This window comes from Salinilacihabitans rarus (assembly GCF_024296665.1).
In the GTDB taxonomy this organism is placed as follows: Archaea; Halobacteriota; Halobacteria; order Halobacteriales; family Natrialbaceae; genus Salinilacihabitans; species Salinilacihabitans rarus.
The window spans coordinates 2,746,352-2,766,444 of the sequence record NZ_CP100762.1 but is presented as its reverse complement, the minus strand read 5'-3'; the positions used below and the strand labels follow the sequence as shown (position 1 = coordinate 2,766,444).

Below are 20,093 nucleotides of genomic sequence, written 5' to 3'. Positions count from 1 at the left end.
GTCTCTTGTCTCACTGTGGGCTGAACTGGAAGTAAAAACGCTCCGGATAGCTCGGACTGACCAGCGCGATGGTGTCGCCGTCCTCGAGGCGGGTGGCAGTCTCGAGGTCGTCCGGGATGGACTCGCCGGCGTCCCGCTGTCGCTGCTGGCCCGCCTCCGAGAGCAGGAGCGACCAGCTCCGTTCGTCGTGCTTGCTGATGTACGTCCCGTTGAGGCTCGTGTCGATCACCCGCCACTCGCCGTCGTCGTCGACCTCGAACCGGCAGTGGACCGCCGACAGCGCCCGGTAGCGGTCGTCCTCCAGCAGGATCGACGGCCGCGGGCCGTCGGGGGTCCGCCGCCCGATGGTGTCGCCGGGGCTGATCGTCCAGCGCTCGTCGCGCCCGAGCCACTCGACGGTCGCCTGCGCGGGCATCGTCGAGTCGCGGTTCGCCAGCGCGCGCCGCAGCGCCGACGCGTTCGGGTAGCGGTCCGCGCGGTCGTGCTGGGTCGCCGTCCGGACGATCTCGTTCAGGTACGCCGCGCCGTCGACGCCGAAGTCCTTCGGCGAGACGCCGTCGTCGTCCGGCACCCAGCCCACCTGCAGGAAACAGAGGATCTTCCCGATCGAGTAGACGTCGCTCCACGGCCCCTGTCGCTGCTCGGAGCCGCGGTTCAGCTCCGGCGGCTTGAACTCCCCGGGGACCGTCGAGTCGCCCTCGGAGGAGCCCGCCGAGGAACTGGTGGTAAACTCCGCGCCGCCTTTCTCGGGGACGAACCCCTTCGCGGTCGTGAAGTCGATGATCTTCGGCTCGCGCACGCCGTCGATCATGATGTTGTCGGGCTTGAGGTCGCGGTAGATGATGTCGTGGTCGTGGAGGAACGAGATGGCGTCGCAGACGCCGATCCCGATCTCGCGGACCTCGTCGGGGTCGGTGATCGGGTCCTCGTTCCTGACGACCTGCCCCAGTTCCTCGCCCTCGATCAACTCGACGACGAGGAAGGGCATCCCGAAGCCGCTCTCGCGGCCGTGGTACCCCATGATGTTCGGGTGGCCGCCCGCGTCGCGGATGTCCTCCAGCACGTCGGTCTCCCGCTCGAAGTACTTGTCCACGAGGTCGTCGGGGGCGCTCCCGTCGTAGTTGGGGTGTTTCAGCGCGACCCGCTTCCCGCTCTGGGCGTCCCTCGCGGCCCACACGACGCCGAACCCGCCGCGGCCGAGCTGTTCGAGCAACTCGTAGCGGTCGGCGAGTTCGGTTCCGGCGTTCGGCTCTGACATGGTGTATAGGTACGTCTCGGTCGACCGGTTCGCCGGTCGGCTCGTTCGTTCGGCGCTACCTCGATCCGTCGGGTCGAGTCGGCTACGACGCGGTCAGTCGAACTGACTCTCGTCGTAGACGACCGTCGTGTCCTCCTGGACCCTGCGGACCTCCTCCTCGTCGCCCTCCTCGATCCGGGTCACGTCGTGGCGCAGCGAGTCGGTGACCTGCGTCTCGCCGGCGATGACCTCGGTCTCGTCGATGAGAGCCTTCACGTCGTCGAGTTCGTCGGAGGAGTCGGCCTGCGCGATGTGGGTGCGGATCTTGGTGTCGCGGTGCGAGAGGAAGACGTCGGGGTCCTGCTGGGCGAGTTCCTCCTGATCGTCGGTGTACGTGACCTCGACCGACGTCGACGGGTCGTCCTCGACGCCTTCGAGTTCGACGGTCGCGATCTCGGACGTCTCGCCGAGGGTGCCGCCGGGGGCGTCCATCTTCAGGAAGACCTGCTGTTCCTCGCGGTCCTGGAGGTCGGGCAGGCGGACGACGACCGCGTCGTCCTCGTACTCGAGGTCGGCCTGCTGGACCTGCGGGAGTCGGCGGAACGCCTCCGCGATCTCACAGCCCTCGATCGGGTCGATGACGAGTCGCGGGTTGTTCGCGACGACCATCGACGCCTCCTGGACGACGTCGCCGAAGAACGACCGGATGTCCGTCGGCTTCGAGACGTGTGCCCACCGGCCCTGGGAGTGGTCGCCCAGCGTCCGGATGATGTCCTGGTCGTAGTTGGTGCCGATACCGGCGGAGTACACGGAGATGCCGCCGTCGGCGATCGCCTTCGCCAGCGGTTCGAACTCCGGCGCGTGGCGCCTGAGGTCACGCCCGTCCGAGAGCAGGAGGATCCGCTTGGAGATCCGATCGCCCTCGGGCAGTTCGACCAGCGTCTTCTTCGCCGTCTCGAGGCCGGCGTAGATGTCGGTGCCGCCGCGGGTCTCGATGTCCTCGAGGTAGGACTCGGCCTCCTCGCGGTCGATGTCGCCCCACCGCGTCGCCTCCATGATCACGTCGACTTCGGTGTCGAAGGTGACGATGCTCAGGTAGTCGTCGTCGTTCAGGAGGCCGAAGACGAGGTTCGTCGCGTCGCGAACCTGGTCCATCTTCCGGTAGGCCATCGACCCGCTGCTGTCGACGCAGATCGAGATGTGACGCTGCGTCGGCTCCTCCTGCGAGCCGGGCGCAATGTCGATTTCGCACGAGATGCCGCCGCCTCGCTCCGGCAGGTACGGTCGGTTGACCGACGCTGAGATTTCGGTCGTCATGGCGGTAACTACTTAGATGTCTCAGGAACGTCTGATAACTTTTTCGGGGACGCCGGAGTATACATCTCGGGTCGAACTGACAGAAACGTTATCCGACGCTGCCCGCGGCCGCGGGCCGGGCGCCGGTCGTCGCGGACGGCTCAGAGTTGGACGTCGATCTCGGCGCGGCCCGCGAGTTCGAGCGTGTCGCCGTCCGCGAGTTTCTCCGTGGCGCCGTCCATGTCCTCCCCGTTGAGGGCCGTCCCGTTCGTGCTGACGTCGGTGACGTAGACGCCGTCGTCCTCGACGGAGAACTCGAGGTGGTCGCCGGAGACGTACGTCACCGCCTCGCGGCCGCCGGCGGCCTCGACGAGGTCGTTGAGCCAGTCGGCGTCCTGCCGGCCGAAGGTGTCCCCGTCGCCGAAGGTGTAGGATTCGCCGTCGATCACGAGCGTCACCTCCCGGGCGTCGACGTCGGCCTCGCCGGAGCGGTACGGTTCGAGGTGCGTCCCACAGGAGGGACAGTATACCTCGCCGTCGACTTCGGTGCCACAGTCGGGACACTCGTCGAGCGTCGCCGCCTCCTCGGACTCGGACACGGACTCGGACTCGGACTCGTCGTCGGACCCGTCGGCGTCTTCCGCGCCGAGTTCCGACCCGCAGTCCGGGCAGAACGACGCGTCGGCGTCGGCCGTCGCGCCACAAGAGTCGCACTTGATCTCGTCGGCGTCGGCGTCGTCCGCGGCCGCTTCGGGTTCCGCCTCTTCCTCGGCGTCCGTCGATTCCGCGTCGGCGTCGTCCCCCCCGTCAGCGTCCGCGTCGGCCTCCTCGTCCTCGGCCGCTGTCTCGTCGTCCGACTCGTCTACGGAGTCCATTTCGTAGTCCGGGTGCGGCGTGTCGCAGTTCGGACAGAACCCCCCGTTCGGCGCGGGGTCGAACGTCGTGTCACACGAGACGCAGGTGAGTTCGGTCTGCTCTTGCGCTGGCATACTATTCATCGCCTATTCTCATCCATAATAGAAAAAGGTACGGTAGAAAAAGTCACTCCGGCGGGCCAAAATACCTCGCCCGCCGAACGGTCGAACCGGTTGTTACGACCGCCTCGACCCACAGGGCCGGCGATCCGCGGTTGCGCGGGGCCGCCGCCGTCCGCTCGGGGAGCGCCGGACAGTCCATCGCTAATTATTTACGTGCAAAACGGAAGGTGTGGCGTACTATGCGGCCGTCGATCGGAGCGGACGAAACGCACGCGACGCTCCTCGGCCTCGAGTTGCTCGCGGTGCCCGCGTCGGTACTCGCGGCGGGCGCCGCGTTACTTCTCGCCACGGGCGCGGTGGCCGTGGTGCGGTTCGCGGGAGCGCTCCTCGGGGTCGGCGAGACGACCCTCGACCTCGTCGCCAGCGCGATCGTACTGGCGACGTTCCTGCTGCTGGTCTCCCTCGGCGGGGCCGCGGTGGTGGGGTACCGCCACGTCCTCGAGGAGCGCTTCGACGACGTCGAACCGATCCCGACGCTGGCGGTCCCGATCGCGGCGATCGCCGTCACGGTCGGCTACGTCGCCGCCGCGAAGGGGACACTCGACCTCCCCCAGTGGGCGTTCGCGATCGTCGCGATCGCATCCCACGCCCTCGCGTTCCGGGCGGTCGCGCTCGACTCGGTGCTGGAGAACCGCCCGCGGTTGGCCGTCGTCGTCGGCGCCCTCGCCGCGGTGCCGGCCGCCCTCGCGCTGGTCACCGTCGTCGACGGCACCTTCTGGTCGGGGACGGTCTCGGAGGCGATGCTGTCGGCCGCGGACGGCACGGTCCCGCTCGACCGGTCGTTCCTCGTCGCCGTCCCGCTCGCGGTCACGGCCCTCTACGGCGTCGCGCGGGTCGCGGAGGACGACGGCCGGATCGACCTCACCGAGTGGGAAGAGCGACTGGCCGGCGCGACGGACCGACTCGCGGACGCGACGCCCGACCGCGGGCTCGGCTCCCGCGGTTCGTCCTCGTCGTCGGCTCCGCGGCGAACCGGTCACAAGCGACGGTCGGTCGTCCCCTCCAGTCCCAAAGGCCCCTCGAAGGGGGACGCCGGCGGCGACTCGTCGTCCCGGTCCCGATCCCGATCCCGATCCCGATCCGGCTCCCGCGGCGGCAAGTCGAAGAGCAGTTCGAGCGGCCCGTCCGGCGCCTCGCGTCGCGGGCGGTCGAAGTCGACGGAGAAGAAACGGCCGAGCGCGAGCGCCGGGAGCGGGGCGAGTTCGCGCGACGCCGGCGGGACCGACCCGGACGCGTCGGCCGACGAGGGGACCGGCTCCGACACCCGGATCTTCGCCCACGACTTCGGCGACGACGCCGACGAGGTCGACGAGACACCCGTGGAGGTCTGTCCGGACTGCGACGAGGACATCCCCTCGGACGGCGTCTACAAGTTCTGTCCGTTCTGTGGCTGCGAACTCTGAACCCGCAAAACGCCGCGTTGTTCGACCCACGCGCCCGCGCGTGTCCGGGGATCGCGCGCCCCGGACGGCCGGCGCCTCAGATCGTCACGGTCGTGCCCCGCGACGGCGCGCTCGCGTCGAAGCCGTCGGTGCGCAGTTCCGCGGCGAACGCCACACAGCGGTCGCCGTGGTTGACGAGTACGTCGGCGCCGCGGTAGGCGTCGAGGAACTCGACCAGGCCGTCGCGGTCGGCGTGTGCCGAAAAGTCGTACTGCTCTACCTGCGCGCTGACGGGCATCACCCGGCCATCGATCTCGGCGCGGCCGGTGTCGAGTAGATCGCGCCCGGGTGTCCCTTCGACCTGATAGCCAGTCATGGTGATCCTGTTCGTCGGATTCGCCCGAATTTCCGGAATATAGGTCATGGCCGGGCCACCGGACAGCATACCACTGGTGGTGATGATCGCTGCCTTCTGGTCACTGATCCGCTTTCGCTGACCGTCCCGACCGGTGACGAACCGGGCGTGGGAGGTCGCACGCCGGAGCGCGTCGGCGTCGCGGACGAACTCGGGGTGGCGACGCAGCATCCGCGTGACCTCCTGGCCCATCCCGTCGACGTAACAGGGGATGTCGTAGGCGTCACAGACGAGCAGCATCTCTTGCGTTCGTCCGATGGCGAACGCGGGGACGACGACCGTCCCGCCCTCCCAGAGGGTCGTCTCGACGCTCTCGGCGAAGCGCTCCTCGACCGTCGACCGATCCTCGTGCTCGACGTCGGAGTACGTGCTCTCGCAGATCACGACGTCGGCGTCCGGACGGGCGGTCGTCCCCGCGACCAGCCGCTGATCGTCCGTGTGGAAGTCGCCCGTGTAGAGCAGCCGGGTGTCCCCGTCGTCCACGAGGACGTGGGCACTGCCCGGGATGTGGCCCGCGTCGTAGAAGGTGACCTCGTGGCCGGCGGCCTCGAACGGCTCGCGGTAGCCGTGGCGTTCCGAGACCTGCGTCACTCGCTGGACGTCGGTCTCGGTGAACGGACACTGCAGCGTGCCACCCCGGAGTTTCAGCGTGTCGCGGGCGAGCGTGAGCGCGAGTTCGCGGGTCGGAGGCGTCCAGTGGATCGGCGGGCGCGCGTCGCCCGACAGCAGCGCCGGAATCGTGCCGACGTGGTCGAGGTGGCCGTGGCTGACGACGACCGCCTCGGGGTCGACGTCCGCGGGGAACTGCGGCGGGTTGTCGCTTTTCACGCCGTAGTCGAGCAGGAGTCGATCGTTGACGAGGATCGCGCTCCGACCGATCTCGCGGGCCCCACCAAGGAACCGAACGTCCATCGCGCGAGCCTACGCGTTCGAGCGGTTTTCCTCCGTCGATCCGTCGCGAGGTCAGGCCACAGAGGGAGACGTCGAGCGGGCAGGCCACGAGCGCGCTCGGAAACGCCGGCGCGAGGCCCTAGAGGGGGAGCCGGATCGGACGCGAGCGCTCACCCATCGTCCCGGTACCCGCGCTCGGTCGTAATCCGCGTCGCCCTCTCCAGTCGCCGCCGTACGCGGGGGTCGACCGCGTCGGCCGCGACGAGCGCGTCCAGCGCCGCGCCGAGTCGGTCGAGGTTCGGATCGGGTCGCGACGCACGGCGGGTGCGGTCCGCTCCGTCGGCCCCGTCAGGGGGTTCCGCCCCGGAGAGCGCCCGGACGACCGCGTCGCGCGGCCCGGGAGAGGGGACGCGGTCGAGCGCCGTCGCGAGCGCCCGGCCGTACCTCCCGAACGCGGTCGCGGTCTCGCGCGAGGCGCCCGCGGCCGTGGCGCCGAGTTCGCCCGCGACCCCGGCGAGGGCGGCCGCCGAGGACGCGTCGTCGGTCGTCGACTCGGCGGCCGAGCGTTCGAAGAACCGGCGCGCGAGCGCGTCGGAGCCGTCGATCAGGACGCGATACAGCGCGAGGCGGCGGGGGCAAGCGACCGACGCGCCGCCGATCGCCTCGTACGCGCGGGCGTGGAGGTAGTCGCTCGCGAGCACGGCGACGTCGCGCTCGGCCGTCGGGTCGAGCGACGCCGCCCGCAGGCGGACGTACCCCTCGAAGGCGGCGACGGCGGTCTCGACGCGCTCGACCGTCGATCGGTCCGCGCCCGCACCGCAGGCGGCGGCGACCCGGGCCAGCGCGACGGGGAGCGAGCGGTCCCGCGGGACGAGCGCGTCGGCGACGGTCGCCGCCGCGGCGGCCGACAGCGAGGCGTCGGCGCGGTCGAGGGGGCTCAGTTCCGGCACGTCAATCACTCGTCGCCACCTCCGTCGGCCCGTCGACGACGCGCTCGGTCCACCGCCCCCGGCGGAACCCCGCGGCGGTCGTGGCCGGTGACGTCGATCGATCGGTCCCGCGTCCCGCTCATTCGGCGGCCGGCCGGCCGGCCGGTTCGTCGTCCGCGTCGTCCGCGAGCAGGTCCGCGAGGATCCAGCCGTCGATCGCCGAGCGCACCTCGTCGAGGTACGCGTCGCGGCCGACGGTGAGTCGCCGGGTCCGCGCCCCGTCGAGGGCGGCGAGCAACAGCGCCGCCGCCGCGTCGGGGTCGTGGTCGCGGAAGTCGCCGGACTCGACTCCCTGACGCAGGATCTCCGTCAGCGACTCCCGGAGGTGGTCGTCGCCCGCGCGCAGTCGCTCGCGGTAGCGCTCCTCGTACGGCGCCTGCACGCGCAACTCGAGCATGGCCGTGTGAAACGAGGTCCGCTCGTCGTCCTCGGGGTCGTAGAGGAACCAGTCGACTATCCGCGTCAATCGCTCGGCCGGCGGTCGGTCGCGCGTCTCCGCGACGCGCTCGTCGAACCGCTCGGTCAGGAACTCGACGAAGTCGGCGATCAGGTCCTCCTTGGAGTCGTAGTGGTAGAACAGCAGGGACTTGCTCTTGTCGGTGCGGTCGGCGATGTCCCGGGTCGTCAGGTCGGTGTAGCCGCGCTCGCACAGCGCCTCGTAGGTCGCGGCCATGATCTCCTCTCGGGTGTCGGGGTCGGTCACTGACTGACCAGTTAGTCAGGGCAGAGGAAAGGAATTTCGATTCGAAATACGATCTCACGGCCGGTACTGCCGGACGGCGAACTCGGCGTAGCCGCCGTAGGCGAGTTCGAGCGAGCCGATCCACCAGTTCCACCGGTCGGCGGGCGTCCCGTCCGGGGCGTCCGACAGCTCCTCGCGGACGGCGTCGGCGGTCAGTTCGGCTCCGACGTCGGCCTCGTACCGCCCCGAGTCCGCGAGGTCGGCGGCCTGTCGGGCGACGACGCGGGCCTCGCCGGGCGCGCCGCCGAACGCCTCGCGGAGGCGCGAGGCGAGGGGTTCGGGATCGAGGGCCACGCCGGTACTAGCGCGGCGGCGCACTTGACTGTTCGAGCGAGCGGCCCGAGCGCCGGCCTCGCCGCCGGATCGTCGCCGGCCCGGGCGGAAAAACAGTCGATCGACGTATTTTTGAGCGCAGACCGATTTCCGTCGCTCATGGCAAGCTTCAGTGTCGTCGTCGGCGACCCCGAGTCGGGGGAGTCGTACCAGCTCGAGGCGGACGATCAGGACGCGAACCGGTTCATCGGCAAGTCCATCGGCGAGGAGGTCGACGGGAACGCCGTCGGCCTCGACGGCTACACGCTCGAGATCACCGGCGGCTCCGACGACGCGGGCCGCCCGCTGAACGAGTCGGTCGCCGGCCCGAACCTCAAGGAAGTGCTGATGGAGGGGCGCCAGACGGGCTATCGCCCCGAACGCGAGGGTGAGCGCCGCCGGATCACGGTCCGCGGCCGCGAGGTCTCCGACGCCGTCGCCCAGATCAACGCCTCGATCGTCGAGCGCGGGAGCGCGGACGTCGACGAACTGCTCGGCGAGGGCGACGACGAGTAACCGCCTCCGATGGCCGACCGAGTCTCGAGCGACCACCCGTCGGTGGAGACGGTGCGCGCGACCCTCGCCGAGACGGCGACCGGGATCCGCGTCGACCTCCCCGGCGACGAGCAGGAGGCGTTCCCCGCCGACGAGGTGGTTCGGGTCGTCCTCGACGGCGACGAGCGGTTCGCCCGCGTCGAGCGGGCGCTGACGGGCGAGGAGCTGTCGATCCCCGGCGTCTACGACACGCCCGACTTCGCGCGCGAGCCGCGGGAGGGGACCGACCGGCTCCCCGGGTGGGTCGACGACAACGGCGTGCGCACGGGCGGCTCCGTGCTCGTCGACGTCGTCGAACCCGAGTTCCTCTACGGCCTTCGCGCACCCGGCGAGACGGCCTACTACGACGCGCGCGAGCCGCCGGCCGACAGCCTCGCGGAGATCGCGAAGGACCTCGAGGACTAGGCGGGTCGCGCCCTTTTTCCGCGTCGAGTCGCTACCGCGAGCCATGAGCGACGCACGCGAGGAGTTTCTGGCGGGCGAGCGGCCCGAGGACGTGGTGCTGTTCCTCTCGGAGGCGGCCGTCGACGACGACCGCCTCGCCGAGTTCGGCGAGCGCGTCGACGGCGGAACCCTGCTCGTCGTCGACGGCGAGCGCGGCCGCAACGCGTTTCGGGCGGCGACCGGCGTCGGCGCGATGGAGTTTGCGGGCGCGGCGATGCAGGTAGAGGGCGTCGTCGACGACGACCTCGCCGGCGGCACCTGCCCCGACGCCCCCGACGGCGGCGACCACGAGGTCCGGTTCGTCTTCGCGTTCGCCGAGGAACGAAACGAGGAGGTCGGCGGCATCTACGCCGAGGGGCCGGTCGTCCACGCCTACGCCCAGTGTGCCTGCGGGACGCGGTACTCGGATCGGTGGGCGATCCCGGGCGCCGAGTGAAACGAGCGCCGGGCCCGCGACGGCCCGCCGAACCACGGCAGGACCGTCCCGGGCACAGGTTTTTGACGGTCACGCGACTAATCGGAGCCGATGGATTCCCTCGACGCTGCGTACGAGACCGAACGCGGCTTCGGACTCTCGAGCCGCGAGGCGCGGGTGATCGGCGGCGCCTCCGGGCTGATGGCGCTCAACGTCTTGCTGATGTACGTCTTCGTGGCGACGCCGCTGTCGGTCGTCAACGACTACCTGTTCTCGGTTCCCATCGTCGGCGTCATCGTCTACGGCGCGGCGATCACGGGCGGCCACCTGCTGGCCGAACGCGGCGTGAGCGGCGGCCGGACGGGGGTCGCAGTCGCCGGCGTGGCGGTCCTGCAACTGGCGTTCGGCGTCTTCGGCGCGGGCGTGCTCCGGTACGCCCCGCGGGGGAGTCAACTCGCGATCCTCGGGATCACGGCGGTCGTCGTGGCGCTTCTCACGGCCGTCGTCTCGGCGTACGTCTACGGCCGGTCGAAGGAGTTCGACGGCTGGGGGACGTACGCCAACTACGCGTTCATCGGGGGGATCGTCGCCATCGCCGTCGGCTCGTTCGTCTTCGAGGCGCTGCTCTTCGTCGGCTTCGTCCTCATCTTCCTCGGGTTCGTGTTGCGGCTGGGCTGGGAGATCTGGCGCGTGCGCGACCGCCGGCGGGCCCCGGTCGCCCTGCAGACGATCGGCGTCTACATCGCGGTGGCCGGCGTCTTCGTCCACGTATTACAGCTGGTGATGCGGTTCGTCGCGCGGCGGTGAGGGCGTAACGCGCCGGAACGTCGCTCACTCGTCCTCGTCCTCGCCCTCGCCCTCGCCCTCGACGACCGCCCGGAACGCGTCGAGGATCACGCGCTTCGTCACCGCCCCGCGGGTCGTCCAGTGGTGGGCGTAGTCGAGCATGTCGTCGTAGATGTCGGGCTTGCAGCCCGCGGCCTTCGGGTGGCCGCCGCCGTTGACGCGGGCGGCGACCTCGTGACAGCGGTCGAAGGCGTCGGTCCCGCGGATGGAGGCGCTGCCGGCGGGTTTGACGATCACGGAGGCGTCGGCGCCCCGCTCGCGCAGCGCCTCGGCGACCTCGTTTTGCGAGCAACGGCCGTAGGTGATCCCGACGGTGTACGCGCCGACCTCGCGGAGTTCGGCCCGGGCGACGGCCTGGTCGATCAGCGCCTCCTTCTCGACGCGGCGCTCGGCGAGGAACTCGCGGACCCACTCGGGGAGGTCGGCGCCGTGCTCGCGGACGACCTCGACGTACTCGGCCGGGTCGGTCCAGTAGGCGTAGTCCGCGAGGTCGTCGCTGCGGGGGTCCTCCCGCAGCCAGAGGTCGTGGTCGCGGGTGACGGCGGCGAGGTCCTCGTAGATCGGGTCGAACTCGTGGGCAAGCGAGCGGACGGCGACGTCGGCCGTACACTCCTCTTCGCTGTCGCCGACGACGAGGTCGACCCCCGCCTCGCGGACGGCCGCGGCGACGTCGTCGTCCCACTGGTGGTGGTCGTACCACGAGACGCGGTCCGCGACGTCGAGGGCCGCGTCGAGTTCCGCCGCGACGTACTCGTAACGGTCCGGACAGAGGTCACAGACGTAGAGGTCGATCCCCGGGTCGGCGTGCTCGGCGACGCGGGCCAGCGCGTCCTCGACGTCGTGGGGGCTGGCGGGGAGCAACGCGACCCGGTGGGGCGTCGGTTCGGGCATCTCGAGGCCCTCCCCGTCTTCGTCGTCGGTCCCCGACTCCGACTCCGACTCCGACTCCGGTTGCGGCACGTTCCGCACGTCGTCGTAGACCTCCCGGAGGAGCGCGACGCAGGCGAGGCCGTCGGCGTCGGCGTCGGCGACGACCGCGACCTCGGCCCCCTCCAGGGCGGCCCGGGCCGCCTCCGCCTCCAGATCCTCTTCGAGGGAGTCGGGGAGAAAGAAGCCGGTCCCCGGAACGACCGACTTCCGGGAGAGCGGGAGGTCGGCGCTGTCGATGAGCTCGTCGTACATACCACACCCTGTGCGACGGGGCGGGAAGAAAGCGCCGGTCGCGGTCAGGCGCCCGCGCTCGCCGCCTCGCGGTCCTCCTCGGGCAGTTGCCGCACCGTCAGGACGGGCACCGGCGAGGTGCGGACGACCCGCTCGGCGACGCTGCCGAGCAGGAGGCGGTTCTCGCCGTGGCGCCCGCGCGTGCCCGTGACGACGAGGTCGGCGTCGACCTCGCGGGCGTACTCGCAGATCACCGGCGCCGGCCGCCCCTCGCGGACGGCGGTGGTGATCCCCGGCCCGGCCCGCTCCTCGACGGCCGCGAGCGCGGCTTCCGCGTGGCTTTCGAGGGCGGCCTGGAGTTCGCCGCGGAGCTGTTCGGGCGAGGCGTCGACTTCGCCCGCGTCGACGACCGAGAGCGCGTGTACGTCGGCACCGAAGCGGCTGGCGAGATCGATGGCGACGTCGACGGCCCGCTCGACGCTCTCGGAGCCGTCGGTCGCGACGACGACCGTATCGAACATGCTCGGGGGTAGCGTCCGAGACGCTATAAACCTCCACGAAAGCGGCCCGGCGCCGACGGCGCCCGCGTCGGTCCGGCGCCGACGCCTCGGGGGAGAGTTTTTCACGTCGGCGCGCACACCACCGCGTATGGACGTCAGCGAGCCGTTCGCCGTCGAGACGGTGCTCGCACCGGTCGACGGCAGCGACGAGTCCGCCACCGCCGTCGAGTACGCCGTCGCGATCGCCGACCGCTACGACGCCTCGGTCCACGCCCTGTTCATCCTCGGACGCGGCGTCGTCCAGGGCATGAACGCCGGCACCGTCGACGAGGCCGACGTCGCCGACCACACCCGGCAGTTCCTCGAGGACGTCGCCGGTCTCGCGGACGCCCACGGCGTGCCCGTGTCGACGTCGACCGCCCACGGCTTCTCGCCGGTGCGCAAGACGCGCCACCCCGGCAGCGTCGTCCTCGACGCCGCCGACGCCGTCGGCGCGGACTTCATCGTCATCCCGCGGGAGTCGGTCTCCGACGCGCCCGCGGAAGTGCTCGAGAAGGCCGCCGAGTACGTCCTCTCGTACGCGAGCCAGCCCGTCCTCTCGGTCTAGGCGAGCCGGATCGACATCTCCTGCTCGAAGCTCTCGGACCCACAGATCTCGAAGCCGACGCGTTCGTAGACGGCGATGGCGGGGCCGTTCCAGCGCTCGACGGTGAGCCACACCCGCTCGACGCCGAGGTCGCTGGCGTGGCCAAGCAGGTGCTCCAGCAGCGCCGTCCCGATGCCGGCGCGCTGGTACGCCTGGAGGACGAAGATCGCGAGTTCCCACTCGATCTCGCCGAGGTCGTCGACCGCGTCGGGGTCGTCCGCGTCGGGCACCAGCGTCGCGTGGCCGACGACGTCGCCCTCGTGGCTGGCGACGACGTTGATCCCGTCGTCGACGATCGGCGCGAGCCAGTCGCGGATCCGGTCTTCGCCCGTCGGGGGGATGCCCTGGGCTCTGTCGGCCGGGTCGAAGCCGACGTACATCCCGACGAGGGCGTCGAGGTCGACCTCGCGCCCGTCGTCGCCGCCGAGGGCGTCGACGTCGATCCTCCGACCCTCGCGGTCCTCGAACGTCGACGGCGGCGTCGGGAACGGACCAGCCGGCTCCTCCGGGTAGACACGCGAGCCGCGCATGGTCATCGAACCAGTTTGACCGTCGTCGTTGCGTTCAGCAGGACGAACTCCGCGATCGGTCCCAGTCGAATCTTCCCCATCGGACTCAGCCGCCCGCCGCCGATCACCAGCTGGTCGGCCCCCTCGCGCTCGGCGAGTTCGACCAGCGCGCTCCCGGGGTCGCCGTCGAGTTTGCGCACGTCGGCGTCGAGACCTGCTTCTTCGAGCACCTCGACCGCGCGGCGGTACATCTCGTCTTGCGATCGCTCCGCCTCGGGTTTCTCGACGACCGCGACGACGAGGTCGTCGCCGACCGCCCGCGCCCGGTCGACGGTCCGTCGTAGCGCCTTCTCCGACTCGTCGCTTCCCGCGATGCCCAGCAACACGTTCATGCCTTCCGTTGCGGGCCGCCGGAGGAAAATAATTGCGCCGGTGACGGGTTCGGCAGCGGCCGGGGCGACCGTTGCGCGGGACGACGACGTTAAGACCGTGTGGTGAGTACGTCCCGAGAATGAGTGACGCGGCGCTCGACGTCGTGGAGTTCCTGCTCACGACGAGCGTCTACTCCGAGGACCGATCGTTAGACGAGAACGACCTGCCGCCTGCCTACCGACAGGTCTTCTGGACCGGCGGCGCCGACTCCGAGGACGACGGCGGCCGCGGCGGCATCACCCGCCCCCTGTCGGCGACCGTCGGCACGGCGCGGACGGCCACCGGCGTCGACCGGCCGTGGGACGCCGTGAGCGACCTCATGTTCACCGAGCGCGACGAGTTCTCGGGAAGCGTCTCGCTCACCCAGCGCGACCTCGCCGAGCAGTGGTTCCTCGACCGGGTCGACGACGAGCGCCTGCTCGAAAACCCCACGCTGGCGAAACACTTCGCCGACCGGGAGGGCGTCGACGTCGACTACGAAGAGGCCCGCGAGCGAAACCGCCCCATTCAGGCCGACCGGGTCTGGATCGACGGCCTGCTCGATGAGTACTTCGACGGCGAGGACGAAGAGGAGATGCTCGACCTCGTGGAGGTGCGCGCGCCCGAGGAGGTCGACGTCACGCTCGACGACCTCGTGCTCACGCCCGACCAGGAGGCCGAGATCGAGAAGATCGCGAAGGCGATCGAACACCGCGACTACCTCGCGGAGATCGGCCTGCGCGAGATCGGCAAACTGCTGTTCGTCGGCCCGCCGGGCACCGGCAAGACCTCGACGGCGCGGGCGCTGGCCCGGGACATGGACCTGCCGTTCGTCGAGGTGAAACTGTCGATGATTACCTCCCAGTACCTCGGGGAGACGGCCAAGAACGTCGACAAGACGTTCGAAGTCGCCAAACGGCTCTCGCCCTGTATCCTCTTTATCGACGAGTTCGACTTCGTCGCCAAGACCCGCCGCAGCGACGAACACGCCGCGCTCAAGCGTGCGGTCAACACCCTGCTCAAGAGCATCGACGACGTCTCGCTCATCCAGGACGACGTCCTCCTCATCGGCGCGACCAATCACCCCGACCAGCTCGACGCCGCCGCGTGGCGTCGGTTCGACGAGATCGTCAACTTCCCCAAGCCCGACCACGCGATGCGCGCGGACATCCTCCGCGTGATCACCCGCGCGATGGAGATCGACGAGTTCGACCCCGAGGTGGTCGCCGAGACGACCGAGGGACTGACCGGGAGCGACCTCCGGATGGTGCTCCGGGAGGCCGTACTCGAGGCGCTGACCGAGAACCGCACGACGCTCACGCAGGACGACCTCCTCGAGGCCGTCGAGGACTTCGAAGAGCGGGACAACCTCAAGAACATGGACATGATCGAGGGCGACCACGACGCGCTCGTCGCCGGCGGCGACATCGGAGCGGCGAGCGACGGGGGGCAGTCGCACGACCACGATCACGATCACGATCACTGACCGGCCGGCGACCACCGCCCCGTCGCTCGAACGCGTGAGCGGGCCGTCCGGGTTCCGACCGCCGATCGGCGGCGAAACTCGGAGGGGATCGGTTACTGTTCCGGTTGGACTTCCTCGTAGGGCTGGACGATGACGAACCCGTCGCTCCCCGAGAAGTCGAGTTGGTACCGTTCGCCCGAGGACTGGCCGACCATATCGCCGAGGTTCAGGTTGGAACTCCGGCCGGGAGAGAGCGAACCGCTCCAGGCGACCGTCGCGTCCGGATCGGTCTTGACCGGGGGCGTCAGGACGAGCGGATCACCGTGGGTCGTGATGGCGACGTTCCCGGGCCCTTCGAGGTAGACGTTGACCAGCCCGCCGGCTTTGGTCGCGGAGAAGCTCCCGACCGTTCCGATGCTGTAGTCCACGCTCGACTCGAACGCGAGGATGTCGTTCCCGTTCACCGAGAGGCTCTCCCCGGCCGCGAGTTCGAGGATCTGGATCTTCTTGCCCTGGTCGGCGACGTACACGTGTCCGGCCCCCGAGGCCTCCATGATCGGGGTCCCCTCACTCGTCACCTTCTGTTTGAGAAACCCCGTGAGGCCGCCTTCGGCGGAACTCTTCCCGGTGAAGGAGACGTCGCCGGTGTGGCCGACCATCGACCCCGCTTTCAGCATCGCCGACCCGTCGAGGGCGACGTCGAGGAGTTTGTCGCTTTCGAGTTGAAACCGTCCCGTCCCGTCTTTCGGTGCGTTCGCGTCCGCGAATTCGTCGAGTTTCATCGTTCTGATCCGAGTCGTCACCAGCTGCGACTCTACAAATCAAACCCAGGTAAACTACTAAAATCTTATCTATCGAGGATAGCAACATTCCGTCGCTTCGAGGGAGGCCGCGTCGGGCGGTCGACGTGCCCGCGGAACCCGCGTCGCGGACCGGGACACCCCTGACTTTACGATGGCGGGGCTACTCTGTCCGGGCAGATGCGCGTCACCCTCCTCGGTACGGGCGATACGACGGGGACGCCAACCGTCGGCTGTAATTGCGAGACGTGCGCGGCGGCCCGCGAACGCGGCGTCGAGCGCACCCGCTTCTCGGTCCACGTCGAGAACGAGCGCACCGGCGAAGCGCTGCTGGTCGACGCCAGCCCCGACTTTCGCTACCAGTTCCTGCGCGACGAGGTCGCGCTCCCGGACGCGGCCGTCGTCACCCACGTCCACTTCGACCACCTCGACGGACTGGGGAACGTCTACCGCCTGCTGGACGACCTCGACGTCTACGCCGCCGACGAGACCGACCCCCTGACCGGCGAGAGTGTCGCCGAGACGGTCGCCGACGACTACCACTACCTCGACCCCGTCACCGTCTACCCGACGACGCCGTTCGAGACCGTCGAAACCTGCGGGTTCGACGTCACGCTCGTCCCCGTCGACCACCCGCCGCTTCTGTGTTACGGCCTCGCGGTCGAGGACCCGGAGACGGGCGCGAAACTGTCGATCACGGGCGACACGAGCTACGACGTCCCCGCCGACTCCCGCGAGGCGCTCGCGGACCCGGACCTCCTGCTGGCCGACGCCATCGTCCCCGCGCACCTCTGTGACTACCACCCCGCCGGCGGACGCCACGCGGACGCCGACGGCGTCCCGCGGACGTTCGGGACGAAACACATGACCCGCGAGGGCGCGCTCGCGCTCGCCGACGACCTCGACGCGAGCGAGACCCGACTGGTCCACCTCGCACACTACTACCCCGTCGAGGAGGCGTTCGCGGAGCCGCTGGCCGTCGACGGCGAGGAACACGTCCTCTGAGCGGCCCGCGGCCGGGATTCGACGATCGTACCAGAGTCGTCAAGCGGCGCCGACGGCAAGGTCCGCCGATGACGTGGACGCGGAGGACGCTGCTCGGAGCCGTCGTCGCGACGGCGCCGCTGGCTGGCTGTCTGGGCGACGACGACGGCGCGGACGACGAGGGCGAGAACGAGGACGACGGCACCTACGACACGCACCTCGACGAGATGGACGACTACGACCTCGTCGACCGCACCGGCGCGGACGAGGTCGAGATTCGTCTCGCCCCCGACGGCGAGCCCCGGTTCGAGCCCGATGCGATCAAGGTCGAATCCATGACGCCGATCACGTGGGTCTGGGGGGAAGACGGGTACGACCTCTACCCGGTGGACGTGCCGGACCCGTGCAAGTGGAGCGGCTCCGAGCGACAGGAGCGCGGCAGCGTCCACCAGTGGCGGTTCCCCTTCGAGGGGAAACACGAGTACGGGAGCACGTCGCCGGACGGCGAGGAGTTCACGGGCGTCTTCTTCGTCGTCGACTAGAACCGGTCGAGCCCCGACTGTCGCCTGCGACGCCCCGGCGGATCGGCCACCCACGGCGTCCGGCGGTCGCGCTCGGCCGCGAGGTCGACCGCCGGCGGGTCCGCGGGGACGTGTCCCGCACAGGACGGACCGCACTCGACGGCGGCGTCGACGACCCGGCCCTTCCACGCACAGTGGGGGAGCGTTGCGCCCGAGGCGTCGTCGGCGTCGCAGCGCTCGCACGCGGGAAACGCGTAGGTGCGCCAGCCCTTGCCGTAGGCGCGCTCGGCCAGCCGTCGGCGCGCGCGGGCCTTCTCGGCGGCGGGGACGACCGCGACGTCGGTCCGTCCCGGGTGGAACGCGAGCGGTTCGATCCCGGCCTCGTCGACCGGCAGCGGCGTCGGCTCCCGGACCACCTCGATCGATTCGACGCCCGCGTCGTCGCGGCGGACCCGCCAGACGCCCACCTCCTCGGGGATGCGGTTGAGGTGTGCCCGCGTCACGTAGCTCTCGGTCGCGAGGACCGCCTCGTCGACCAGCGCGAGGCTGACGTCCGTCCGAAGCTGGGATTCGAGGTCGCCCGGTCGTCCGAGGTCCGGCTTGTTCTCGATCCCGACGATCCGGCCGAACCAGTCGGGGTAGCGGGCGACCTGCCGGACGTGGTCGCGGCCGTTGTGGCGCCGGTGCTCGAAGAAACCGGCCTCGACGGCGCGCTCGGTCGCCCGCCGGGCGCGGTCGGGCTGGCAGTCGAAGGCGTCCTTCCAGTAGCGAAAGCGGCCGGGGCCGACGTCGGCCTCGACCGCCGCGTCGGGGATCGACGCGGCCGTGAGCGACACCCGCTCGTCGAACGCCGGCCCGGGGTCGACGCGGACGACGTCGAGGACGCGGCCGCCGGGGTCGGCCACGCCCGCGCCGAGTTGGCGGGCGACGACCCCGTCGCCGCGTGCTTCGAGGGCCGCACACAGCGCGAGTTCGAACGCGAACTCCACGCGAGAGGCGAGGGCGGCGGGCGGCAAAAGGCCGCGGGTTCAGCGGCAGTGCGGTTCGGCGGGTCGGACGGGCGACTCGGCGTCACAGGGGTCGCGGTCGTCGTCGCGGGCCTCGCGCAGGCGGGCGACGGCGGCGCCGAACCGGCGGCCGGCCGCGACGGTGCCGGCGGCGACGACGGCGGCCGCGAGGGCGCCGCCGGCGAGCGCGACGAGCGAACCGACCGCCGGCGCGTCGGCGAGGGGGAAGGCGACGGCCACGCCGACGACCATCGCCTCGAGGGTCAGCGCGGCGCCGACGGCCACCTCGCCGAGGGAGTGTTCGTACCGGTACGGATCGGTCGCCGTGAACGCGTCGGGTCGGGTCATGGTCCTCGTTCGAACGGAGGGGCGCCGACCGAATAAGTATAATCTGAAAAACAGTTCTGTAACTCGCGGTACTGAAACTCGTTTCGGTAGCGAGGACGAGAGTCGGGGTACGAAAGCGGACGAGAGCGGACGGGAGAAGTTCTCAGTCGGCCGATTCGACCGTCGTCTCCAGCACGTCGAGGTCGCCGTCCATGACGACGCGGAGTTCGTCGTCGGCGACGGGCATCCGGACCTCGAGGCGGACGGGGTCGCGCCCGACGAGGCGGGTGTGCTCGTCGGAGACGCACCACGGCAGCGTCCAGTAGGGGCGCTCGTCGAGGCGGACGCCGCGCTCGCGGTGGAAGGAGACGACCGCCGAGTGGTCGAGCAGGCGCAGGCCGGGCGCCGAGCACAGCGCGTGGCCACACTGGGCACACTCGTGGTCGACGCGGACGCCGACGCCGAGACAGCACGACCCCTCCTCGGCGACGGTCGTCTCCATCCGGCCGCCACACTCCGGGCAGACGCCGTCGGCGGCGAGGCAGTGGAGGTGGCGCACCCGCTGGTCGAAGGCGTCGACGACCTCCTCGGCCGTGCGGTCGTTGAACCCGCCGGGCGGGAAGCCGTACTCGCCGTGGCGCTGGCCGCAGTCGGCACACTCGATGCCGAGGCGTTCGTCCTCGTAGACCGCCCGCAGCGGGCCGCCACAGGAGGCACAGGCCCCCTGAACGGGGAAGGGGTCGACCGTCGGGTGTTCGTTGAACGAGCCGGCGATGACCGACCGAACGACCTTCTCGCCGGCGTGTTTGAACTCGTAGCCGCCCTCCACCTGCACGACGAAGTGGCCCGTCAGCTTCTGGAGGTGGTAGTTGAACTGCGCCGAGTCGCGCATCCCGACTGCCCGCCGCAGGTCCGAGAACGAGACCGGCCGCTCGTCGGCCGCCCACAGGGCCTCCAGAATCGACAGCCGCGTCTCGTTGCCGATCAGCGCGAACGCCTCGGCGGGGGCGATGCAGTCGGTACACTCGAGGATCGTCGCGTCGGCGTCGCCCGAGGCGTCTGACCTGCTCATACGGGGCACGTGCACGCCCCACGGCTAAAACGTTCGCAGAAATCGGCTTTTGTATGTACTCCGATACGTCCGGGACGGGAACGCCGCAGCGAGACGCCGGAACGGGGCCGGACCCCGGCCGTGCCGGGG

At 70.4% G+C, this 20,093-nt stretch carries 24 protein-coding genes; 9 read left to right on the top strand and 15 right to left on the bottom strand.

Going from position 1 to position 20,093, the window contains the following annotated elements; genetic code table 11:
* Positions 1–10: 10 nt before the first annotated feature.
* From NKG98_RS14520 to NKG98_RS14510, 3 genes are all read right to left on the bottom strand, one after another.
* The gene (locus tag NKG98_RS14520; protein ID WP_254766643.1) at positions 11–1,258 is read right to left on the bottom strand and encodes a protein kinase domain-containing protein; all 1,248 of its coding nucleotides are present in this window, start codon (positions 1,256–1,258) and stop codon (positions 11–13) included.
* 93 nt (positions 1,259–1,351) lie between these two features.
* A complete protein-coding gene (locus NKG98_RS14515) occupies positions 1,352–2,554 on the bottom strand; it encodes a vWA domain-containing protein (RefSeq protein ID WP_254766642.1) in 1,203 nt (400 codons plus the stop codon).
* Between the two features lie 140 nt (positions 2,555–2,694).
* Positions 2,695–3,522, bottom strand: coding sequence for an FHA domain-containing protein (locus NKG98_RS14510; protein ID WP_254766640.1), 828 nt, complete (start codon positions 3,520–3,522; stop codon positions 2,695–2,697).
* Between the two features lie 227 nt (positions 3,523–3,749).
* On the opposite strand from NKG98_RS14510, the gene NKG98_RS14505 reads away from it, so the two are divergent.
* On the top strand, positions 3,750–4,973 hold the full coding sequence (locus NKG98_RS14505; protein ID WP_254766637.1) for a zinc ribbon domain-containing protein: 1,224 nt from the start codon (positions 3,750–3,752) through the stop codon (positions 4,971–4,973).
* Positions 4,974–5,049: 76 nt separating this feature from the next.
* Here NKG98_RS14505 and NKG98_RS14500 read toward each other — a convergent pair whose 3' ends face one another.
* From NKG98_RS14500 to NKG98_RS14485, 4 genes are all read right to left on the bottom strand, one after another.
* Positions 5,050–6,279 (bottom strand): MBL fold metallo-hydrolase, encoded by a 1,230-nt coding sequence (locus tag NKG98_RS14500; protein ID WP_254766635.1) that lies wholly within the window; start codon positions 6,277–6,279, stop codon positions 5,050–5,052.
* 149 nt (positions 6,280–6,428) lie between these two features.
* Positions 6,429–7,217 (bottom strand): hypothetical protein, encoded by a 789-nt coding sequence (locus tag NKG98_RS14495; RefSeq protein WP_254766634.1) that lies wholly within the window; start codon positions 7,215–7,217, stop codon positions 6,429–6,431.
* Positions 7,218–7,326: 109 nt separating this feature from the next.
* Positions 7,327–7,950: a TetR/AcrR family transcriptional regulator gene (locus NKG98_RS14490; RefSeq protein WP_254766632.1), complete on the bottom strand. Its 624-nt coding sequence runs from the start codon at positions 7,948–7,950 to the stop codon at positions 7,327–7,329.
* Positions 7,951–8,004: 54 nt separating this feature from the next.
* Positions 8,005–8,307 (bottom strand): WNWW family protein, encoded by a 303-nt coding sequence (locus NKG98_RS14485; RefSeq protein ID WP_484593356.1) that lies wholly within the window; start codon positions 8,305–8,307, stop codon positions 8,005–8,007.
* A 114-nt stretch (positions 8,308–8,421) separates the two neighbouring features.
* On the opposite strand from NKG98_RS14485, the gene NKG98_RS14480 reads away from it, so the two are divergent.
* The 4 genes from NKG98_RS14480 (at position 8,422) to NKG98_RS14465 (ending at position 10,522) form a co-directional block, all read left to right on the top strand.
* A complete protein-coding gene (locus NKG98_RS14480; RefSeq protein WP_254766629.1) occupies positions 8,422–8,817 on the top strand; it encodes a 30S ribosomal protein S6e in 396 nt (131 codons plus the stop codon).
* Positions 8,818–8,826: 9 nt separating this feature from the next.
* A complete protein-coding gene (locus NKG98_RS14475; RefSeq protein WP_254766628.1) occupies positions 8,827–9,261 on the top strand; it encodes a DUF7112 family protein in 435 nt (144 codons plus the stop codon).
* A 43-nt stretch (positions 9,262–9,304) separates the two neighbouring features.
* Complete coding sequence (locus NKG98_RS14470) at positions 9,305–9,736, top strand: DUF5807 family protein (protein WP_254766627.1); 432 nt, start codon at positions 9,305–9,307, stop codon at positions 9,734–9,736.
* A 90-nt stretch (positions 9,737–9,826) separates the two neighbouring features.
* Complete coding sequence (locus NKG98_RS14465; protein ID WP_254766625.1) at positions 9,827–10,522, top strand: hypothetical protein; 696 nt, start codon at positions 9,827–9,829, stop codon at positions 10,520–10,522.
* Positions 10,523–10,546: 24 nt separating this feature from the next.
* Here NKG98_RS14465 and NKG98_RS14460 read toward each other — a convergent pair whose 3' ends face one another.
* Positions 10,547–11,743, bottom strand: coding sequence for a DHH family phosphoesterase (locus NKG98_RS14460; RefSeq protein ID WP_254766624.1), 1,197 nt, complete (start codon positions 11,741–11,743; stop codon positions 10,547–10,549).
* Positions 11,744–11,787: 44 nt separating this feature from the next.
* Positions 11,788–12,243 carry a universal stress protein gene (locus tag NKG98_RS14455; RefSeq protein ID WP_254766622.1) on the bottom strand — a complete coding sequence of 152 codons (456 nt, stop codon included), beginning with the start codon at positions 12,241–12,243 and terminating at the stop codon, positions 11,788–11,790.
* Between the two features lie 127 nt (positions 12,244–12,370).
* Here NKG98_RS14455 and NKG98_RS14450 point away from each other — a divergent pair, with 127 nt between their 5' ends.
* Entirely contained in the window at positions 12,371–12,829 is a 459-nt protein-coding gene (locus tag NKG98_RS14450) for a universal stress protein (protein ID WP_254766621.1), read from the top strand.
* Here NKG98_RS14450 and NKG98_RS14445 read toward each other — a convergent pair.
* Positions 12,826–13,398, bottom strand: a complete 573-nt coding sequence (locus NKG98_RS14445; protein WP_254766619.1) for a GNAT family N-acetyltransferase — start codon at positions 13,396–13,398, stop codon at positions 12,826–12,828. The two genes, NKG98_RS14450 and NKG98_RS14445, sit on opposite strands and share 4 nt — an antisense overlap.
* 2 nt (positions 13,399–13,400) lie before the next feature.
* Positions 13,401–13,769 (bottom strand): universal stress protein, encoded by a 369-nt coding sequence (locus tag NKG98_RS14440; RefSeq protein ID WP_254766618.1) that lies wholly within the window; start codon positions 13,767–13,769, stop codon positions 13,401–13,403.
* 119 nt (positions 13,770–13,888) lie between these two features.
* Between NKG98_RS14440 and NKG98_RS14435 the strand changes: the two genes are divergently transcribed.
* Positions 13,889–15,274 carry an ATP-binding protein gene (locus tag NKG98_RS14435; protein ID WP_254766617.1) on the top strand — a complete coding sequence of 462 codons (1,386 nt, stop codon included), beginning with the start codon at positions 13,889–13,891 and terminating at the stop codon, positions 15,272–15,274.
* Positions 15,275–15,366: 92 nt separating this feature from the next.
* Here the strand turns inward: NKG98_RS14435 and NKG98_RS14430 are convergent, their stop codons facing one another.
* On the bottom strand, positions 15,367–16,035 hold the full coding sequence (locus NKG98_RS14430) for an AIM24 family protein (RefSeq protein ID WP_254766616.1): 669 nt from the start codon (positions 16,033–16,035) through the stop codon (positions 15,367–15,369).
* 198 nt (positions 16,036–16,233) lie between these two features.
* Here NKG98_RS14430 and NKG98_RS14425 point away from each other — a divergent pair, with 198 nt between their 5' ends.
* Both NKG98_RS14425 and NKG98_RS14420 read left to right on the top strand, forming a co-directional pair.
* A complete protein-coding gene (locus tag NKG98_RS14425; protein ID WP_254766615.1) occupies positions 16,234–17,058 on the top strand; it encodes an MBL fold metallo-hydrolase in 825 nt (274 codons plus the stop codon).
* Positions 17,059–17,126: 68 nt separating this feature from the next.
* A complete protein-coding gene (locus NKG98_RS14420) occupies positions 17,127–17,579 on the top strand; it encodes a cupredoxin domain-containing protein (protein WP_254766614.1) in 453 nt (150 codons plus the stop codon).
* Here NKG98_RS14420 and NKG98_RS14415 read toward each other — a convergent pair.
* From NKG98_RS14415 to NKG98_RS14405, 3 genes are all read right to left on the bottom strand, one after another.
* Positions 17,576–18,547 (bottom strand): DUF5787 family protein, encoded by a 972-nt coding sequence (locus NKG98_RS14415; protein ID WP_254766613.1) that lies wholly within the window; start codon positions 18,545–18,547, stop codon positions 17,576–17,578. The genes NKG98_RS14420 and NKG98_RS14415 overlap by 4 nt on opposite strands.
* A 39-nt stretch (positions 18,548–18,586) precedes the next feature.
* The gene (locus NKG98_RS14410; RefSeq protein WP_254766612.1) at positions 18,587–18,913 is read right to left on the bottom strand and encodes a hypothetical protein; all 327 of its coding nucleotides are present in this window, start codon (positions 18,911–18,913) and stop codon (positions 18,587–18,589) included.
* A gap of 142 nt (positions 18,914–19,055) precedes the next feature.
* Positions 19,056–19,964 carry a winged helix-turn-helix domain-containing protein gene (locus NKG98_RS14405; protein WP_254766611.1) on the bottom strand — a complete coding sequence of 303 codons (909 nt, stop codon included), beginning with the start codon at positions 19,962–19,964 and terminating at the stop codon, positions 19,056–19,058.
* Positions 19,965–20,093 lie beyond the last annotated feature (129 nt).

Excerpts from the sequence above, each read along its gene's own strand:
- NKG98_RS14520 (WP_254766643.1), bottom strand. The coding sequence starts at position 1,258 with ATGTCAGAGCCGAACGCCGGAACCGAACTCGCCGACCGCTACGAGTTG.
- NKG98_RS14515 (WP_254766642.1), bottom strand. The coding sequence starts at position 2,554 with ATGACGACCGAAATCTCAGCGTCGGTCAACCGACCGTACCTGCCGGAG.
- NKG98_RS14510 (WP_254766640.1), bottom strand. The coding sequence starts at position 3,522 with ATGCCAGCGCAAGAGCAGACCGAACTCACCTGCGTCTCGTGTGACACG.
- NKG98_RS14505 (WP_254766637.1), top strand. The coding sequence starts at position 3,750 with ATGCGGCCGTCGATCGGAGCGGACGAAACGCACGCGACGCTCCTCGGC.
- NKG98_RS14500 (WP_254766635.1), bottom strand. The coding sequence starts at position 6,279 with ATGGACGTTCGGTTCCTTGGTGGGGCCCGCGAGATCGGTCGGAGCGCG.
- NKG98_RS14480 (WP_254766629.1), top strand. The coding sequence starts at position 8,422 with ATGGCAAGCTTCAGTGTCGTCGTCGGCGACCCCGAGTCGGGGGAGTCG.
- NKG98_RS14475 (WP_254766628.1), top strand. The coding sequence starts at position 8,827 with ATGGCCGACCGAGTCTCGAGCGACCACCCGTCGGTGGAGACGGTGCGC.
- NKG98_RS14470 (WP_254766627.1), top strand. The coding sequence starts at position 9,305 with ATGAGCGACGCACGCGAGGAGTTTCTGGCGGGCGAGCGGCCCGAGGAC.
- NKG98_RS14465 (WP_254766625.1), top strand. The coding sequence starts at position 9,827 with ATGGATTCCCTCGACGCTGCGTACGAGACCGAACGCGGCTTCGGACTC.
- NKG98_RS14460 (WP_254766624.1), bottom strand. The coding sequence starts at position 11,743 with ATGTACGACGAGCTCATCGACAGCGCCGACCTCCCGCTCTCCCGGAAG.
- NKG98_RS14455 (WP_254766622.1), bottom strand. The coding sequence starts at position 12,243 with ATGTTCGATACGGTCGTCGTCGCGACCGACGGCTCCGAGAGCGTCGAG.
- NKG98_RS14450 (WP_254766621.1), top strand. The coding sequence starts at position 12,371 with ATGGACGTCAGCGAGCCGTTCGCCGTCGAGACGGTGCTCGCACCGGTC.
- NKG98_RS14445 (WP_254766619.1), bottom strand. The coding sequence starts at position 13,398 with ATGCGCGGCTCGCGTGTCTACCCGGAGGAGCCGGCTGGTCCGTTCCCG.
- NKG98_RS14440 (WP_254766618.1), bottom strand. The coding sequence starts at position 13,769 with ATGAACGTGTTGCTGGGCATCGCGGGAAGCGACGAGTCGGAGAAGGCG.
- NKG98_RS14435 (WP_254766617.1), top strand. The coding sequence starts at position 13,889 with ATGAGTGACGCGGCGCTCGACGTCGTGGAGTTCCTGCTCACGACGAGC.
- NKG98_RS14430 (WP_254766616.1), bottom strand. The coding sequence starts at position 16,035 with ATGAAACTCGACGAATTCGCGGACGCGAACGCACCGAAAGACGGGACG.
- NKG98_RS14425 (WP_254766615.1), top strand. The coding sequence starts at position 16,234 with ATGCGCGTCACCCTCCTCGGTACGGGCGATACGACGGGGACGCCAACC.
- NKG98_RS14420 (WP_254766614.1), top strand. The coding sequence starts at position 17,127 with ATGACGTGGACGCGGAGGACGCTGCTCGGAGCCGTCGTCGCGACGGCG.
- NKG98_RS14410 (WP_254766612.1), bottom strand. The coding sequence starts at position 18,913 with ATGACCCGACCCGACGCGTTCACGGCGACCGATCCGTACCGGTACGAA.
- NKG98_RS14405 (WP_254766611.1), bottom strand. The coding sequence starts at position 19,964 with ATGAGCAGGTCAGACGCCTCGGGCGACGCCGACGCGACGATCCTCGAG.